General features: G+C 71.3%; 12 protein-coding genes and 1 pseudogene. 8 read left to right on the forward strand and 5 right to left on the reverse strand.

Translation table 11 applies throughout. From position 1 onward, the window contains the following. Positions 1-78 precede the first annotated feature (78 nt). On the reverse strand, positions 79-474 hold the full coding sequence (locus tag ACFY1U_RS06870; RefSeq protein WP_390693049.1) for a CPCC family cysteine-rich protein: 396 nt from the start codon (positions 472-474) through the stop codon (positions 79-81). Beyond that, entirely contained in the window at positions 468-5273 is a 4806-nt protein-coding gene (locus tag ACFY1U_RS06875; protein ID WP_390693050.1) for an RICIN domain-containing protein, read from the reverse strand. Before ACFY1U_RS06875 ends, ACFY1U_RS06870 begins: the two co-directional genes overlap by 7 nt. A 302-nt stretch (positions 5274-5575) precedes the next feature. Here ACFY1U_RS06875 and glmS point away from each other — a divergent pair, with 302 nt between their 5' ends. Beyond that, entirely contained in the window at positions 5576-7423 is a 1848-nt protein-coding gene (gene glmS / locus ACFY1U_RS06880) for a glutamine--fructose-6-phosphate transaminase (isomerizing) (protein WP_390693051.1), read from the forward strand. Between the two features lie 11 nt (positions 7424-7434). On the opposite strand, the gene ACFY1U_RS06885 is transcribed toward glmS, so the two are convergent. From ACFY1U_RS06885 to ACFY1U_RS06895, 3 genes and pseudogenes are all read right to left on the reverse strand, one after another. Continuing rightward, entirely contained in the window at positions 7435-9216 is a 1782-nt protein-coding gene (locus ACFY1U_RS06885; protein WP_390693052.1) for a M16 family metallopeptidase, read from the reverse strand. A 19-nt stretch (positions 9217-9235) separates the two neighbouring features. After that, positions 9236-10159, reverse strand: coding sequence for a hypothetical protein (locus tag ACFY1U_RS06890; RefSeq protein ID WP_390693053.1), 924 nt, complete (start codon positions 10157-10159; stop codon positions 9236-9238). Between the two features lie 113 nt (positions 10160-10272). Beyond that, positions 10273-10452 (reverse strand): annotated as a pseudogene (locus tag ACFY1U_RS06895) (DUF397 domain-containing protein); the annotation flags it as partial. Positions 10453-10597: 145 nt separating this feature from the next. On the opposite strand from ACFY1U_RS06895, the gene ACFY1U_RS06900 reads away from it, so the two are divergent. From ACFY1U_RS06900 to ACFY1U_RS06930, 7 genes are all read left to right on the forward strand, one after another. Further along, positions 10598-10969 (forward strand): holo-ACP synthase, encoded by a 372-nt coding sequence (locus ACFY1U_RS06900; protein WP_390693054.1) that lies wholly within the window; start codon positions 10598-10600, stop codon positions 10967-10969. A 16-nt stretch (positions 10970-10985) separates the two neighbouring features. Beyond that, entirely contained in the window at positions 10986-12458 is a 1473-nt protein-coding gene (locus ACFY1U_RS06905; RefSeq protein ID WP_390693055.1) for an NAD(P)H-hydrate dehydratase, read from the forward strand. Between the two features lie 284 nt (positions 12459-12742). Further along, complete coding sequence (locus tag ACFY1U_RS06910) at positions 12743-13546, forward strand: L,D-transpeptidase family protein (RefSeq protein ID WP_390693056.1); 804 nt, start codon at positions 12743-12745, stop codon at positions 13544-13546. A 62-nt stretch (positions 13547-13608) separates the two neighbouring features. Then, positions 13609-14778, forward strand: coding sequence for an alanine racemase (alr, locus tag ACFY1U_RS06915; protein WP_390693057.1), 1170 nt, complete (start codon positions 13609-13611; stop codon positions 14776-14778). A gap of 174 nt (positions 14779-14952) precedes the next feature. Further along, positions 14953-16197 carry an alpha/beta fold hydrolase gene (locus tag ACFY1U_RS06920; RefSeq protein ID WP_390693058.1) on the forward strand — a complete coding sequence of 415 codons (1245 nt, stop codon included), beginning with the start codon at positions 14953-14955 and terminating at the stop codon, positions 16195-16197. Further along, on the forward strand, positions 16163-16741 hold the full coding sequence (gene tsaE, locus ACFY1U_RS06925; RefSeq protein WP_390693059.1) for a tRNA (adenosine(37)-N6)-threonylcarbamoyltransferase complex ATPase subunit type 1 TsaE: 579 nt from the start codon (positions 16163-16165) through the stop codon (positions 16739-16741). Before ACFY1U_RS06920 ends, tsaE begins: the two co-directional genes overlap by 35 nt. Positions 16742-16891: 150 nt before the next feature. Beyond that, complete coding sequence (locus tag ACFY1U_RS06930; protein ID WP_390693060.1) at positions 16892-17065, forward strand: hypothetical protein; 174 nt, start codon at positions 16892-16894, stop codon at positions 17063-17065.

Below are 17065 nucleotides of genomic sequence, written 5' to 3' on the forward strand. Positions count from 1 at the left end.
GGGGTGCGGGGTGGGGTGCGTCACGTGACGGGGACACGGCGAGGGCGGCCCCCTGCGGGGGAGCCGCCCTCGCTGTGATCAGGCCGGGTGCCGGTCGTCGGACGCCCGCCAGTATCCCGGCCGCCACCAGTACAGAGTGGTTCTGTCCGGTGGCCAGTATCCGGACTCCGTCCGCGGGTCGGGACCGCGGTCCAGTTCCACGTCGAACGGCCTCCAGCCCGCGTCCCGCTCGTCGGACGCCAGCGGGGCGGTTGCCCACTGACGCCGGCGCGGATCACTCACACCGGTCTCCGCGAACGAGCGCTGGGCCTCCATGAGTGAAGGCCGGTTCGTCCCGTCGGGAAGCCAGGGCGAGCGGAGCTGCCCCGGATCGTCCTCCCAGCGGCAGATGCGGCAGATCTCGTACGCTCCGGGCCCGTCATCGAGGACGAGGTACCCGCAGCACGGACAGGGATACACGGTGCTCGCTACCACGGAATCGCCGTACCCGGCGGGACGATCGCGCCCTGCACGCGGAGCGGGTCGTTGAAGTAGTCCACCCCCCGGTCCGGCTTGAAGTAGGTGACGAGGCCCTTCTTGCTCTTCACTGCGATCTCCCCGGTGTGGGTGTCGAAATAGGTCGCCGTCTGGGTGATGGAATCGAACCTGCGCAGAATGGTCGGATCGGCCGGGTCGCAGTCGCAGGCGAGGACAGCCGCCCCTGCTTCGTACTCCCGTTCCGACTGCGCGCCCACTTCCGCGCCGTGGTCGATGAAGTGGTCCCGAAGGCTACCGTGGCTGGTCCAGCGGTCCCCGCAGTTGTGGACCAGGACCGGTGTGGCGCCAGCCTTCACATAGAAGGTGTGGAGGTCGGCGACGGTCAGGTCCCAGACCCGCTGCGGCGCGGTCACCGCACGGACACCGACCACGGCGTCCGCGGCACCGGTCGCCGTCCGGAGCTGGTCCTTGGGGTGTAGGTCGGAGGCCTGGGCCCAACCGCGTCCCACCACATACACCCGGTGTCCCGGCGTGGTGAGGATCCGTCCGCCGTCGGCGAGGGTGATCTCCAGCAGCCGGTCCGTGGGGTGGGAGAAGGTCGCGGTGACCCGTGCCGGCCGGGTGATGCCCACGTCGGGGTCGGTGGCGAGCAGTTCGTCACCATCGGCGATCTGATCGATCGGCTTGGTCGTTCCGTCGGCCAGCAGGACCGGTGTGCCTGCGGGGAAGCTGTCCTTCAGGCAGCCGGATCCCAGCTTCCTGAGTGTGGACTCGCTGACCCCGGCGACCGCGTCCGCCTCCAGCCCGGCGGCCCTCAGCCCGCGCCATGCGTTGAGGACTCCGATCCGGGTCTTCAGGGCGGCGTCGAGCGCCTTGACCGCGTCGGCGGCCACCTTGATGATCTTGCCGTCGAAGAAGGAGGCAACGTCGACGGCGGCCCAGGCGCAGTCGCCCCAACTGCCTCCGTTGCCGGTCAGCTTCTCGCCGCAGCCGATGAAGTCGCCCAGGAGGACGTCGACGGGGTCGATGTTCGAATTGAAGTCGACCATCGAGATGGTGTGGGTGACCGTGTCCCACTGGTCCTTGACGAGCTGGGACCTCAGGTACACCGTCTCCGACGACGGGCATCCGGTGACCGGCAGCTCCGCCAGGGTGCACAGGTAGAAGTCCAGCCTCACATTGAAGTGGATCTTCGCCGTGATGACGCAGTCCCCGAAGTGAACGATCGGGTTGCAGTTCTTCTTGTCGAGGACCTCCGGTTTCCCGATGGGTTCGATCTTCTCGTCCCAGAACACGCTGCCGATGCCGCTGCCGGCGCCGTCCGAGATCCGCTGAGCGTTCTTCGCGCTCTCGGCCCGGTCGGCCGCGTCCTGGGCTTCCTTGGCGTACTTGTCGGCGTCCTTGGCGGCCTGTTCGGCTTCGGTGGCGGCTGCGTCGGCGCGGTCGGCGGCGGCGCGGGCGTCCTTGGCGTCCTGTTCGGCCTGGGTGGCGGCGGAGCGGGCGGCTTCGGCGTCGAGGGCGGCGGCGTCGGCTGAGTCGCGGGCGTCCTTGGCGTAGCCCTCGGCGTTGCCGGCCGCGGTGTCCGCTGCTGCCGCGTCGGCGGCGGCCTGTTTGTCGTAGTCGATGGTGCGGGCCAGGGAGGCTGAGGCTGCTGCCGCCGCCTTCGCGGCGTCGGCCGCGTAGCCGAGGGCCTCCTTGGAGTAGGTGCGGGCATCCGCCGCGTACTGGGCCGCGTTGGCCGCGTGCTGGTAGGCCTCCTTGGCGTCGCCCTTGGCCTGGTCGGCGAGGTTCTTGGCGGCCTGGGCCTCGGCGGCGGCGTTCTTGGCGTGCGCGTCGGCGACGGCCTGCTGCTGCTCCGCGATCGTCTTCGACGCCTGTCCGGTCAGGACGACCAGACCGGCGGCCGAGTCGGTGTCGACGTAGGCCGAACCGAGTTGGATGGCGTCGTTGGCCGGGTCGGCGACCTGCTGGGCCGCTTCGCCCGCGTCCACGGCGGCCTGCGCGGTGACATGCGCATACCCGGCGGCCTTCGCGGAGGCTTCGAGTGCCTTGCCGGCCTCGGTGTTCGCCGCGTCGGCCTGGGTTTTGGCGTCCTTGGCGTGCTGTTCGGCCTCGTCGGCGAGCTTGACCGCGGTCTTGGCCTCGGTGGCGGCGTCCTGGGATGCCTTGATGGCGTCGGCTGCGGCGCTGGTGGCGGTCTTCACCGCCGCGTCGGCCTTCAGCTTGTCCGCCTGCGCGGCATCCGCATCGGAGCGGGCCCGCTTGGCGGCCGCCTCGGCGCGGGTGGCCGCTGCGTCCGCGTCGGCGGCGGCCTGGGTGGCAGCGTCGGCCTCGGAACGGGCCTTGGTGGCTGCTGCTTCCGCGTCGTCGGCGGCCGTGTCGGCGTCGTTGGCGGCGGTGCGGGCGGCGCTCGCGGCGTCCCCGGAGTCGAGCGAGTCGGCGTAGGCGTCCTTGGCGTCGGCCTTGGCGCGCGCGGCGTCGGCCTTCTGCTTGGCGTCCCACGCGTCGTCGCGCATCGCCTTGGCGTGGTCCTTGGCCTTGACCGCGTCGTCGCGCTTGCCCTCGGCGGTCTTCTCGGCGGCGTCGGCCTTGTCCTTGGCGTCCTTCGCGGCGGTCGCCTGGGTCTCGGCGTTCTTCTTGTGCTCGGCGGCCTCGGCCTGCTTGGCCGCGGCCGTCTCCTTCTCCGCCTTGGCCGTCTTCTCCTCGGCCTCGGCGTCGAGCCGCTTGGCGTGCGCGTCGGCGGCGGCCGCCTTCGCATCACCCTCGGCCGTCAGGGCGTCGGTGAGCTTGGCCTCCGCGGTCTCCTTGTCCTTCTGGGCGTTGTCCCGGTGCATCTTGGCCGCGTCCGCCGCGGCCTTGGCCTGCAGCTCCGCCGCCTCGGCGGCCTTCTTGCGGAACTCCGCCTTCGACTGCGCCGCCTGCGCCAGGGCGCGCTGCGCAATCGTCTCGCTGTCCCCGGCCGCGGCACGGGTCGCGGCCTCCGCGGTCTCACCGGCCTTCTCCAGCGCCTGCAGCGCGGCAGCCGCACCCTTGGTGACCTGGTCCTTCTGCAGACCGACCAGCAGACCACGACCCCGCGGAGCACCAGCCGCATCAGCGATGCCGTACGCCGCCTGCAGCGCGGTGTCCGACGTGGTGGCGGCCTTCTGCCCGGCCGTCAGCTGCGTCTTGAGTACGGCCAGCTGGCTCTTCGCGGCGCTCTGGGCGGCCGTGAGACCGGCCTTGGCCTTGGTGAACTGAGCCTTGTCCGGATAGCCCAGCTTGTCATCGCCGGTGTGCCCCTCGGGGACGAGGCGGAACTTCTGCGCGGAGGAGCCGTTGCAGGTCGACAGCACGGCGTCTTTGCTGTTGTCGAACGTCGGCAGGTGCAGACACTTGTCGGTGGCCGCGTTGCGCAGCTCACCGGCGGCACGGACGTCGAACTGCCACTGCTGGGCATTGGCGTTGCCGCAGTCGCGGATCTGGATCTTCGTGCCGTTGGCGTTGTTGCCGTTCAGGACCTCAAGGCACCTGCCCGAGTTGATGTTGCGCAGGGTGTAGCTACCGTCGTGGTAGGACCCCAGCTGCCACTTCTGGGCACTGCTGCCGTTGCAGGTGTAGACCTGAACCGGGGTGCCGTTGGTCTTGCCGGAGCCCTGGACGTCGAGGCACTTGCCGGCAGCGCCCGGCACCTGGATGACCAGCGGGGCGTCACCGATGTAACCGATGCCGCCGGGGGACCAGTAGTCCTGCCAGCGGGTGATGTGGTCGGCGACCCAGGACTGCCCCAGCATGTCGGAGAGGGCCTTCGCGCCCTTGGCCAGGGCGTCGGTGGCGTCCTTGTTCGCGCCGACGATCTGGTTGCGCTGCGTGGCCTGCGAGGAGATCTCCTGCTGCCACTCGCCGGCCGCGGTCGCCGTGACGTCGTCGAGAACCCGGTCCGGGTCGAGCGGGTCACGCCACGCGCACGAGGCGAAGCGGGTCTTCAGGTCCTCGACCGCAATGCGGTACTCCGGCGTGCCCGGCTGCGGGGCGGTGCGCGGGAAGCCACCCGAGGACAGGAAGATACGGGCGTCGTCGGCGCCCATGTTGGCGTTGCTGAAGTTGTGCATCCACGCGAAGGCGTTGTGCTCGTCGAGCGCCCGGTTCCAGTCGGGCCGATGCGGGTCCGGGTCCTGTGCGTACAGCGGGTTGCCGAGATCGTCGACGGCCTTGACGGTCTGGGCGTCGGCCTTGGGGGTCGAGTCCTCGTAGAAGTCGCCGTCGTTCTTCCAGAACCGGTCGGCGACCCAGGTGGTCAGACCCGTCTGGTCGTAGAAGGTCTGCTTGCCGTCGCCCGGCGACCCGGGCGGCCAGTGGAAGTCCGTGTCGGTGAAGCCGACCGGGGTGTTCAGGCCCGACAGGGGCTTCTGCCATCCGTCCCGGGCGGCGGCGAGGTCGTCCAGCTGCTTGCCGGCGGCGTCGCGGTCGCTCTTGTAGGCGGTCGCGAGCGGCGTCTGGTCCCAGTGGTCGCGGTTGGCGAGGACGTGGAGTTTGTCCGCCGGCTGGTTCAGTCCGTCCTGCGCGGTCGTGGCCATCGACGGGCCGCCCAGCCGCAGGACCTCGCTCATCAGGCACTGGTCCTGGCGCAGTTGCTCGGCGGCCGTGTCCTCGTACCACGGGTCCGAATCGCTCACGGGTGCGGCGTTCGGCCGGATCGAGCCGGGCTGAACCGCCAGGCCTGCCACGACGGCCAGGGCGGCGACGGACGTGACAGCGGAGGTGAGCTTCTGTGATCTTCGTTTTCCGGGCAGGCGGAACCACGGTCTGGGCTGCAAGGAGGCATCCCTTTCTGCGTTCAGCCGGGGGTGCGGGTGCGGGCCGGAAAGGCGTACGACGGCATGGCGATGCGACCCCTCCCCGTGAGCGACGGCGTTCCCCCGGTCGCTGGTTGGCGCGCGTGAAGGCGGAATGGTCAGGTTCGGCCCATACGCGGCGACAGCATAAGCATGTACACGCAGAACCGCACAAGGTTTCGCTTCGGCTGGATTGCCGTAGGCCCTCGCACCCCAGCGGGAATTTCCGAAATCGGGCAAGCGGAGGGCGGTTTCGGCGGCCGTCGGATCGTAGGCTGCCGCCCATGTGCGGAATCGTGGGATACGTGGGGTCGCAGTCGGCGCTTGATGTGGTGATGGCCGGGCTGAAGCGGCTGGAGTACCGGGGGTACGACTCGGCGGGTGTAGCCGTGCTGGCGGACGGCGGACTGGCGGCCGCGAAGAAGGCCGGGAAGCTGGTGAACCTGGAGAAGGAACTGGTGGACCGGCCGCTGCCGACGGGCTCGACGGGGATCGGGCATACGCGCTGGGCCACACACGGCGGCCCCACGGACCCGAATGCACATCCGCATCTGGACAACGCGGGGCGCGTCGCCGTCGTCCACAACGGGATCATCGAGAACTTCGCCCTGCTGCGGGCCGAACTGGAGGAGCGGGGGCACGACCTCGCCTCCGAGACGGACACCGAGGTGGTCGCCCATCTGCTCGCCGAGGAGTTCTCGGCGTGCGCGGATCTCGCCGAGGCGATGCGGCTGGTGTGCCGGCGGCTGGAGGGGGCGTTCACCCTGGTCGCGGTGCATGCGGACGAGCCGGACGTGGTGGTCGGGGCGCGGCGGAACTCACCGCTCGTGGTGGGCGTGGGGGAGGGTGAGGCGTTCCTGGCCTCCGATGTCGCCGCGTTCATCGACCACACGCGGTCCGCGGTCGAACTGGGCCAGGACCAGGTCGTCGAGCTGCGGCGCGACGGGGTGACGGTGACGGGGTTCGACGGCAGCCCGGCCGACGTGCGCTCGTACCACGTCGACTGGGACGCCTCCGCCGCGGAGAAGAGCGGCTACGACTACTTCATGCTCAAGGAGATCGCCGAGCAGCCGAAGGCGGTCGCCGACACGTTGCTGGGGCGCATCGACGCGGGAGGTTCGCTGACGCTGGACGAGCTCCGGATCAGCGCCGCCGAGCTGCGGGAAGTCGACAAGGTGGTGATCGTGGCGTGCGGTACGGCATTTCATGCCGGGCTCATCGCCAAGTACGCCATCGAGCACTGGACGCGGATTCCGTGTGAGGTGGAGCTCGCGAGTGAGTTCCGGTACCGGGATCCGATCCTCGGGGCGCGGTCTCTCGTCATCGCCATCTCGCAGTCCGGCGAGACCATGGACACGCTGATGGCGTTGCGGCATGCGCGGGAGCAGGGCTCCAAGGTGCTGGCCATCTGCAACACCAACGGGTCGACCATTCCGAGGGAATCGGATGCGGTGCTGTACACGCATGCGGGGCCGGAGGTGGCCGTCGCGTCCACCAAGGCGTTTCTGACGCAGCTTGTGGCCTGTTATCTGGTTGCTCTGTATCTGGGGCAGGTGCGCGGCACCAAGTGGGGCGACGAGATCGGGGCCGTCATCCGGGACCTGTCGCACATCTCCGGCGAGGTCGAGCGGGTGCTGGAGACAATGGAGCCGGTACGGGAGCTCGCGCGGTCGCTCGCCGACAAGAACACGGTGCTGTTCCTGGGGCGGCATGTGGGGTATCCGGTCGCACTGGAGGGGGCTCTGAAGCTGAAGGAGCTCGCCTACATGCATGCGGAGGGGTTTGCGGCGGGGGAGTTGAAGCACGGTCCGATCGCTTTGATCGAGCCCGATCTGCCGGTGGTCGTGGTCGTGCCGTCGCCTCGGGGGCGGTCCGTCCTCCACGACAAGATCGTGTCCAACATCCAGGAGATCCGGGCGCGGGGGGCGCGGACGATCGTGATCGCGGAGGAGGGGGACGAGGCGGTCGTGCCGTACGCCGACCATCTCGTACGGATCCCCGCGACACCCACGTTGCTGCAGCCGCTGGTGGCCACGGTGCCGTTGCAGGTGTTCGCGTGCGAGCTGGCTACGGCTCGTGGCAACGAGGTGGATCAGCCGCGGAACCTCGCGAAGTCGGTGACGGTGGAGTAGGGAGCAGGGGTTCAGTCGAGGGTGCCCCTGGAGTTGCGGTAGGCCCGGTGGGCGAAGCGGATGATCAGGGCGAACGGCACGATAACGCGCAGGAGGTGACTCCACTGAGGTTCGGAGGAACCGGCCTCGTGGAGGGCGGTGAGCAGGATGCCCGCCCCGAACACCACGTACACCCCGAGCAGGATCGTGAACCCGAGCGACCAACTCCAGGGCGTTTTCTCCCCGGTGCCCACCGCCGCCTCGCTCAGCTGTTCCCTTGGCGGGGCGGTCTCCCGCTTGCGCGGCTGCGGTATCTGATCCGCAGTTCGGGCCGGTAGGGCGACGACCGCGGCTGGGGGGACGCCCGCGTCCAGCACCGCGATCCGCTCTGCCGTGACGTCCTCGAACAGCGTCGGCTCCACCGCCACGCGGAAGCCGTCGAGGCCGGTCAGGTGCCGGGCCCCGTCGGGGCGGGTGGTCATCGCGGCGCAGGCGTCGTACCGCACGGTGACCAGGCCGCCCGGCAGCGACAGGGTTACGCCGGTGTCGGCGATGACCAGCGTGACGTCGTCGTCCTCCAGTGACGGGTGCAGGGTGCCGGAGACTCCGGTAGGCGAGTACTGCGGGGCGGCGGTGAGGCCCGCCCAGTCGGCACCCAGGGTTGGCACCTGCAGCAGCCCGCCGTCCCACGCCTCACGGGCGACCTCGCGCAGATCCTCGACCGTGACCGCCCGCAGTTCGGCCCGGTGCTGCTCGGGGGCCATGATCGGATGCCCGAGCAGCAGGCTGAGCGCGTACGACGGCAGCACGGCCGCGCCGAGGTCGGGAGTGTCGTAGACCTTGAGCAACTTGGCGCGCGCGGAGTCCAGTTCGGCCTGCTCGATACGGCCCGCGCGCAGCCGGGCGAACGCGTCGACGAAGCCGCCGACCACCGCGTCCTGCTTCTGCGGCAGCGCGTCGGCGTACGCGGTGAGGGTGGCGAACTCGGCGTCGCGCGGGGTGTAGTCGGCCTCCGCGGAGTACGAGTAGCCGCCTTTCTGGCGCAGGTCCTGGAAGAGGGCGCGGCCCAGGATGTCGGCGAAGACGCCGGCGGCGGTGGAGCGGCGCAGCACCGAGTCGAAGACGACGTGGCCGTCGTCGCCGCAGATGTAGGCGGGCGTGACGGGCAGCGCGCTGGTCGCGGCCGGTGCGGGGAGGCTGCTGCCGGCGGGCAGGGTGAGGTCCAGGCCGTCCGGTACGCGGTCGCCGGTGAGCCAGAGCACCGCGTTGTCCCGGGTGAAACGGGTCTCGGCCCAGTGCCGTACCTGGTCGGCCGTCAGGCTCCAGGTGCCCAGTTCGTCGTAGCCGGCCAGCCCGTAGCTCTGGGCGCCGTAACGCCACAGCGGCAGCTGGGACATGGGGCCGCTGCCCCGGCTGTGCGCCTCGGTCCGCAGGATCTCCTTCTCCGTCTCCAGACGGTCCAGCGGCAGGTCGCACAGGGCCGCGCAGACGCTGTTGAGGTAGGTGACGACCTCGTCCTCGTCGCCGGTGACGTGGAAGAGGGTGTACACGTTCGCCGTGGCGCCGTTGTAGTGCAGGTCGGACAGGCCGAGGCGGTGCAGGGCGAGGTGTTCGACGAGGTGGGTGAGCCCGGCCGTGGCCAGGGTCTCGTCGGCACGACCCACACGGAAGAGGAGGCCGGCCGTGATGTGGCCGGGGCGGGGGGCGAAGAGCGTGGGAATGCCGTGGGTGATGGTGTGGCTGACGAGGCCGTGGAGGGCGCCGAGATCGGTGACGGGCGGCTGCGCGGTGCCTGCGGTGTCCTGCGTGGTCATGTGTCCGTCTTCCCTCAGATCAGACCGTCGCCAGAGCGGCCGTGCGGTATGTCGCGAACCGGCTCTTCCAGTCGGGCAGGTACTGCCAGAAGGACTCGGACGCCGTGTCTCCCAGCGCGGTGAAGTGCCGGGCGGCGTCTCCGAGATGGCCGCCGAGGGAGAAGGCCAGGGCGAAGGCGCTGTGACCGCCGATGTGGTGCCGGCGCGGGCGGTGGTCGGGGTGCAGTACGGAGATCTGGGCGGCTTGCCGCAGTTCGTTACGGACCTTCACGTCCCGCAGGTACTCCGTGGCCTCAGCACCGTCCAGATCCAGCCAGTGTTCGATATGGGCCTCGGCGATGAGGATCCCGGCGTCCGAGCCCTCCGGCGCGGCGCTCGCACACTCCTGCGCGAAGCCGTGCGCGGCCTCCCAGGAACCGCCCCACTTGGGGCACAACTGCTGCAGCAACTGCGACTGCGCGCGGAAGTAGGGCCGGTGATGCTCCGCCAGCCGGTCGTAGCGCCGCCGGGCCTCGGACTGCCCCAGTTCCAGGCCGCGGGCGGTGAGCAGGCGGGCGGTCCAGGCGGGCGTGAACGCGGGCTGCTCGGCACACACCTCGATCAGGAGCTGTTCCGCTTTGCGCAGCCACTCATGAAAGTCCTTGAACTGCTCCCGAGAGACATTCCTGGCCCGGCCGCCGCCGCGAAGGCGCCAGCCGATGCGGATGTACCGCTCGGCGACGAGCGTGCGGGGCAGGGGGTCGGCGGGCAGAGCCTTCGCGGCCCGCTCCAGGTACGCCTCGGTCCTCTCGACACCGGCGAGGAGCCCGGCGGCGAACGAGACGTCGTCGGGGGAGCCGAGCCCCGCGAAGAATCCCTGGGTGGCGGACCAGTCCTCGTCCCGGGCGGCGGTGCGCAGAGCGGCCAGCTCGGGCAGCACGTCGAACGGATCAACTACGAGCACTGCGCCCCCCCCGGCGTATCAATGTGCAGCGCGCGCGAACTGGCCCCCCAGGCGCGCGAGATGCTGCGCAGGCTAGCAGGGAGGCGTGACGCGGGGTACTGAGATATTGGGGTGCCGGGGGTGGTCTTGAGGGCGTCGAGGAAGGCGGAGAAGGCTCCGGCCGGGAAGGTGAGGGTTGCCCTGGCCGGGGCTTTTGAGTCGCGGACGGCTGTGTGGGTGGGGTCGGAAACAACGTTTCCAGCGCTGCCCACTGCTCGTCCGTGAGATCTCCCCGCCCCATGAACCGTGATCATTCACAGCCTGAGATGCACTTTCGACACACGCCCTGGTACGGACCTCGCTCGCCTCGACGACTGGCTCGGCCGAGCCGGAACGGTCGAGCGAGCCGAGGGCCTGCTCAGCGAGGGCGCGGCGGCCACCCCGGAATAGAGTGCCCGAATGAGCATCATCGGGGTCGGTATCGACGTGGCCGAGATCGAGCGGTTCGAGGCGTCGCTCAAGCGGACGCCCGGGATGGCCGAACGGCTGTTTCTGGAGAGCGAGTTGCTGCTGCCCAGCGGGGAGCGTCGGGGGGTGGCGTCGCTCGCCGCCCGGTTCGCCGCCAAGGAAGCCCTGGCCAAGGCTCTCGGTGCGCCGGCCGGGCTGCTGTGGACGGATGCCGAGGTGTTCGTCGAGGACAGCGGGCAGCCGCGGGTGCGGGTGACGGGGACCGTGGCGGCGCGGGCGGCGGACCTGGGTGTGCGGTCCTGGCATGTGTCGCTGAGCCATGACGCCGGGGTGGCCTCGGCGGTGGTGATCGCCGAAGGCTGAGGGCAGACTCGACCCCATGCGTACTGCGTACAGCGTGGAGACGGTAAGGGCAGCAGAGCGGGAGCTCATGGCGCGGCTTCCCGAGGGGGCGTTGATGCAGCGGGCGGCCGCCGGGCTCGCCGCCGCTTGCGCCGATCTGATCGGGCGCGTCTACGCCAGCCGGGTCGTGCTGCTCGTCGGGAGCGGCGACAACGGGGGTGACGCGCTGTATGCCGGGGCGCGGCTGGCCCGGCGTGGGGCGGCGGTCGCGGCCGTGCTGCTCGCACCCGAGCGGGCCCATGCCGGAGGGCTTGCCGCCCTGCTGCGCGCCGGAGGGCGGGTCGTGGGCAGCGGGGCGGGCGCCGGGGCCGCTGCCTCCGCCGGGGTCGGTGCCGTCGAAGAGGCGATTCTTCGGGCCGATCTCGTCGTCGACGGGATCGTCGGGATCGGCGGGACGGGTGGACTTCGGCCCGAGGCCGCGCAATTGGCCGCGTGCGTCGAGGAATCCGGTGCCGCCGTCGTCGCCGTCGATCTGCCGAGCGGTGTCGACGCCGATACGGGAGAGGTGCGCGGTGCCGCCGTCCGGGCCGATCTCACCGTCACGTTCGGCACGCACAAGCCGGGGCTGCTGATCGACCCCGCGCGGGAGTACGCCGGGTCGGTGCGGCTCGTCGACATCGGACTGGGGGACGTACTCCCCGAAGAGCCCGAGTTGGAGGCCCTGCAGCACGCCGACGTCGCCGCGCTGCTGCCCGTGCCCGGTGCCGAGAGCGACAAGTACCGGCGTGGGGTGGTGGGGATCGCCGCCGGGTCCGCGCGCTATCCCGGGGCCGCCGTCCTCGCGGTGTCCGGGGCGCTCAGGGGCGGCGCAGGGGCCGTGCGGTACGTCGGGCCCGCCGGGGACGCCGTCGTCTCGCGGTTCCCGGAGACCCTCGTATCGGATCAGGGGCCCGCGAAGGCCGGGCGGGTGCAGGCCTGGGTCGTCGGGCCGGGTGCCGGGGACGACGCCTCGACCGTGGCCGAGGTGCTGGAGGCGGACGTACCCGTGCTCGTCGACGCGGACGGGCTGCGGCTTGCCGAACGGGATGCCGTACGGGCCCGTAGCGCCCCGACGCTCATGACCCCGCACGCCGGGGAGGCCGCCGCGCTGCTCGGTGTGGCGCGGGAGGAGGTCGAGGGGGCGCGGCTGGCCTCGGCGCGCGAACTCGCCTCGCGGTACGGGGCGACCGTGCTGCTCAAGGGGTCCACCACGCTCGTCGCCGATTCGAGGGGTGGGGTCGTACGGGTCAATGCGACCGGGACGCCGTGGCTCGCCACCGCGGGCAGCGGGGATGTGCTGTCGGGGCTCGCCGGGTCGCTGCTGGCGTCCGGGCTCTCCGCGCTGGACGCGGGGAGCGCGGCGGCCTATCTGCACGGGCTGGCCGGGCGGTTCGCCGCCGACGGGGCGCCGGCCGGGGCGCACGACGTGGCGGAGGCGATTCCGGGAGCCTGGCGGGACGTGCGGGACTGACCGACCGTCGGCAGGTGGCCGACGGTTCCTCCGCAAGCCCGACTTCGGTGCCGCGATGTGCCGTCGATCGGGTGCGGTGTCATCGTGGCTGGGCGCTCCCTCACTCTCGGCTTCGCTCGAGCGGGGGGACCCCCATCGCGGCGGGAGCCGCATGGTCGATACAGCCCCGTGCCCCTTCGGCGCGCGGCGACACCGCTGCCGTCGCCCCGGCGGTGCTCGTCGGAAAGGGTGAACCCGCCGCGCGCCGCTCCCGGCCTGTCGGCCCAGCGCGATTCTCTGATTGGATGATCAGTAGACATTTTGCGCATACCGCCTGCCAGGGTGTCGCGGTCGTGCTCGCCGCCGTCACCGTCCTCCCTGCCGGCGCCGCCCCGGCCTCCGCCGCGCCCCCGCCCCCGGATCCGGGGGCGACCTCCGTTCACCGGCCCGCCGACGACGAGGATGCCGTAGAGGACGCGGACCTCGTCGAGGTCGTGCCGCCCAAGGACGCTGCCGGGAAAGCGAAGTGCAGCCGGCGGACCGGGCCCTATCAGCGGGCGGTCGAGAAGTGGCTGAAGCTGAAGGTGGACGGGAAGCAGTCGGCCGCCGACTGCCGGGCCGTCCGGGACTTTCAGGAACAGCACGGGATCAAGCCCGCGACCGGGTTCGCCGGGCCCGCCACCTGGGCGACCATGCAGCTCGTCTCCGCCAAGGACGATCCGAACGCGAAGCACAAGTGTCCTGTGCGCGAGCGCCGGGTCGCCTGTGTCGACCTCGACCGGCAGCTGACCTGGGTGCAGAAGGCCGGCGAGGTGGTCTACGGGCCCGTCCCGATGCGCAGCGGTCGGGTCGGACATGCCACCCGGACCGGGTGGCACAAGATCTACTGGAAGCACAAGAACCACTGGTCGACGCTGTACAACGCGCCCATGCCCTATGCCCAGTTCTTCAGCGGCGGGCAGGCCTTCCACGGTGTCCACGACAGCATCTACACCACCCTCGGCTCCTGGGGGTGCATCAATCTGCGGCTGGACGACGCCCGGAAGCTGTGGCGGGTGCTGAAGAAGGGTGACCGTGTGTATGTGTGGGGACACCGGCCCGGGAAGTAGGCGCCTCGACGGGGGCCGGTGCCTCGGGGAGTGTCCGACCCCTCTGCGACACTGGGTGCGCCATGACTGAGACAGCAGCTGCCCCGACCGCGCCCCTGCGCGCCCGCGCCGAGATCGACCTGGCCGCCCTGCGCGCCAACGTGCGGACCCTGCGCGCCCTCGCGCCGGGCGCTGCCCTCATGGCCGTGGTCAAGTCCGACGCGTACGGCCACGGAGCCGTGCCGTGCGCCCGGGCCGCCGTGGCGGCGGGCGCCGCCTGGCTGGGGACCGCGACGCCCGAGGAGGCGCTCGCGCTGCGGGCCGCCGGGCTGCCCGGACGCATCATGTGCTGGCTGTGGACGCCGGGCGGGCCCTGGCGGGAGGCCGTCGAGGCCGACATCGACGTGTCGGTGAGCGGGATGTGGGCCCTGGACGAGGTCACCGCGGCCGCCCGGGCTGCGGGAATTCCGGCGCGCGTGCAGCTCAAGGCCGACACCGGGCTGGGGCGGGGCGGCTGTCAGCCGGGGGAGGACTGGGCCGAGCTGGTCGCGGCCGCCCTGCGTGCCGAGGCCGAAGGGATCATCCGCGTCACCGGGCTCTGGTCGCACTTCGCGTGCGCCGACGAACCCGGGCACCCCTCCATCGGCATCCAGCTCACCCGCTTCCGCGAGATGCTCGCGTACGCCGAGGGGCAGGGCGTGCGCCCCGAGGTGCGGCACATCGCCAACTCGCCCGCCACGCTCACCCTCCCCGAGGCCCACTTCGACCTGGTACGGACCGGTATCGCCCTCTACGGCATCTCGCCGAGCCCCGAGTTGGGCAGCCCCGCCGACTTCGGGCTGCGTCCGGTGATGACACTGTCGGCGTCCCTCGCGCTCGTGAAGCACGTTCCGGGGGGCCACGGCGTCAGTTACGGGCATCACTACGTCACCCCCGGCGCGACGACCCTCGGACTCGTGCCCGTCGGGTACGCCGACGGCGTTCCGCGGCACGCCTCCGGGGCCGGTCCGGTGCTGGTCGGCGGCAAGTGGCGGACCATCGCCGGGCGGGTCGCGATGGACCAGTTCGTCGTCGATCTCGGCGGGGACGAGCCCGCGGCCGGTACGGAAGCGGTGCTGTTCGGGCCCGGCGACCGCGGCGAGCCCACCGCCGAGGACTGGGCGCAGGCCGCGGGCACCATCGCGTACGAGATCGTCACGCGGATCGGAACGCGCGTTCCCCGCGTCTACGTGAATGAGCAACAAAGCGGGTAACCGCACAGAGGCCCGACAGTCCTCGGACCGGCAGAAGTGCAGCACCCGTAAGCCGAGCAACATCAGGCAGTCGATCGACAGCGATACCAAACAGGCAACACGTGTAACGCAAGCAACACCTGTATCACCCGACCCAGCGAACAGCAGTAATGATCCGGCGAAGAGGAGCGGTACGTGAGCGAGAGCAGTGCGGAGGCCGTCGCAGCAGCCGTCGCCTCCGCCACGGGGGCGGCCGGGAACTGGCGCAGGGCGACCGGCATCGCGGGCGCCGCGATAGGCGTGGTCGCCGCGGGCGCGGCGGCCGGAGTCGCCATAGAGCGGCTCACCGTCGGCCGCGGGATGCGGAAGAAGGCGCGGCTCGCGCTCGATTCGACCGGACCGTACGGGGCGCTGCGCGGCACGCCCGGCAAGGCCACGGCCGACGACGGCACCGAGCTGTACTACGAGGTCGACGACGTCGACCCCGACGCCGTGCCCGCGCTCGGCCCGCGCCGCCGCCGGCTGTTCGGCCGTAAGGCGCCCGCTCCCGTCACCGTCGTCTTCAGCCACGGCTACTGCCTCAACCAGGACTCCTGGCACTTCCAGCGGGCGGCCCTGCGCGGCGTCGTACGGACCGTGCACTGGGACCAGCGCAGCCACGGGCGGTCCGGGCGGGGTGCGCAGCAGGTGCAGGACGGCGTGCCGGTCAGCATCGACCAGCTGGGGCGCGATCTGAAGGCCGTCATCGACGCCGCCGCGCCGGACGGGCCCATCGTGCTCGTCGGGCACTCCATGGGCGGCATGACCATGATGGCGCTGGCCGACCAGTATCCCGAGCTGATCCGGGAGCGGGTGGTCGCCACCGCCTTCGTCGGTACGTCGTCCGGGCGGCTCGGCGAGGTCAACTTCGGGCTGCCGGTCGCGGGCGTCAACGCGGTGCGGCGGGTGCTCCCCGGCGTGCTGAAGGCGCTGGGGCAGCAGGCCGCGCTGGTGGAGAAGGGGCGGCGGGCGACCGCCGATCTGTTCGCCGGGATCATCAAGCGGTACTCGTTCGCCTCGCGGGACGTCGACCCGGCCGTCGCCCGGTTCGCCGAGCGGATGATCGAGGGCACGCCGATCGACGTGGTCGCGGAGTTCTACCCGGCGTTCACTGAGCACGACAAGACCGAGGCGCTGGTGCACTTCGCGGACCTGCCGGTGCTGGTGCTGGCCGGGATCGGCGATCTCGTCACCCCCAGCGAGCACAGCGAGGCGATCGCCGACCTGCTGCCGGACGCCGAACTGGTGCTGGTGCCGGACGCCGGCCACCTGGTGATGCTGGAGCACCCGGAGGTGGTCACCGACCGGCTGGCCGACCTGCTCACTCGTGCGGGTGCCGTCCCGGCAGGAGCTACCGTGGGTGGCTATGGAAGCACCAGCAGCACCGCACAACCCGGCTGAGACCGAGGCCGCCGTGTCCCCCGCCGTGTCTTCTGCGGAGATCGCCGTCACGTCCCCCGAGCAGATGCGGGACCTGGGCCGCCGCCTCGCCAAGCTGCTGCGCGCCGGCGACCTCGTGATGCTCAACGGGGAACTCGGCGCGGGCAAGACGACGCTCACCCGCGGGCTGGGTGAAGGGCTCGGCGTCCGGGGCGCGGTCACCTCGCCGACCTTCGTGATCGCCCGTGTGCATCCGTCGCTGGGCGACGGTCCGCCGCTCGTGCACGTCGACGCGTACCGCCTGGGCGGCGGGCTCGACGAGATGGAGGACCTCGACCTCGATGTCTCGCTGCCCGAGTCGGTGATCGTCGTGGAGTGGGGCGAGGGCAAGGTCGAGGAGCTGACCGACGACCGGCTGCACGTCGTCATCCACCGGGCCGTCGGCACTGTGTCTTCCCGGGGGGCGGCCCCCGGACTCCCGGACGTGGACGAGGTGCGGCACGTGACCGTGACCGGGCTCGGGGAGCGGTGGTCGGCGGTGGACCTGAGCGTGCTGTCCGTCTGACGGCCGCACGGCCGACGCACGATTCCGTGAACGTTCCGACAAGACGTCGGCAAGATGTTGCATTCGGTGTCTTGTGCGTGGTCACATGGTATCCAGTTCGTGGTTAGGTCTACCTAACTACGCCTGCCCCCGGGTCCTCAGGAGGCGTCCATGCCGGCCACCGAGAGCAACGCGCAGCCGCAGAAGCCGTCCGCCGTCGTCGCCGCTGTGTCCATGCGCGAACTACTGGCGTCATGCGCCGCGGCGGACGCGGTCTCGACCCCGCCGCGGCTGCCGGACCCCGAGGTGTCCGAGCCGCCGGCCCGGCACCGGGAAGCCGCGTAG

This window comes from Streptomyces sp. NPDC001351, from assembly GCF_042896045.1.
Lineage (GTDB): Bacteria > Actinomycetota > Actinomycetes > Streptomycetales > Streptomycetaceae > Streptomyces.

Coding starts and splice junctions, on each gene's coding strand:
- ACFY1U_RS06885 (WP_390693052.1), bottom strand. CDS start 9,216: ATGACCACGCAGGACACCGCAGGCACCGCGCAGCCGCCCGTCACCGAT.
- ACFY1U_RS06910 (WP_390693056.1), top strand. CDS start 12,743: ATGATCAGTAGACATTTTGCGCATACCGCCTGCCAGGGTGTCGCGGTC.
- glmS (WP_390693051.1), top strand. CDS start 5,576: ATGTGCGGAATCGTGGGATACGTGGGGTCGCAGTCGGCGCTTGATGTG.
- alr (WP_390693057.1), top strand. CDS start 13,609: ATGACTGAGACAGCAGCTGCCCCGACCGCGCCCCTGCGCGCCCGCGCC.
- tsaE (WP_390693059.1), top strand. CDS start 16,163: ATGGAAGCACCAGCAGCACCGCACAACCCGGCTGAGACCGAGGCCGCC.
- ACFY1U_RS06900 (WP_390693054.1), top strand. CDS start 10,598: ATGAGCATCATCGGGGTCGGTATCGACGTGGCCGAGATCGAGCGGTTC.
- ACFY1U_RS06930 (WP_390693060.1), top strand. CDS start 16,892: ATGCCGGCCACCGAGAGCAACGCGCAGCCGCAGAAGCCGTCCGCCGTC.
- ACFY1U_RS06905 (WP_390693055.1), top strand. CDS start 10,986: ATGCGTACTGCGTACAGCGTGGAGACGGTAAGGGCAGCAGAGCGGGAG.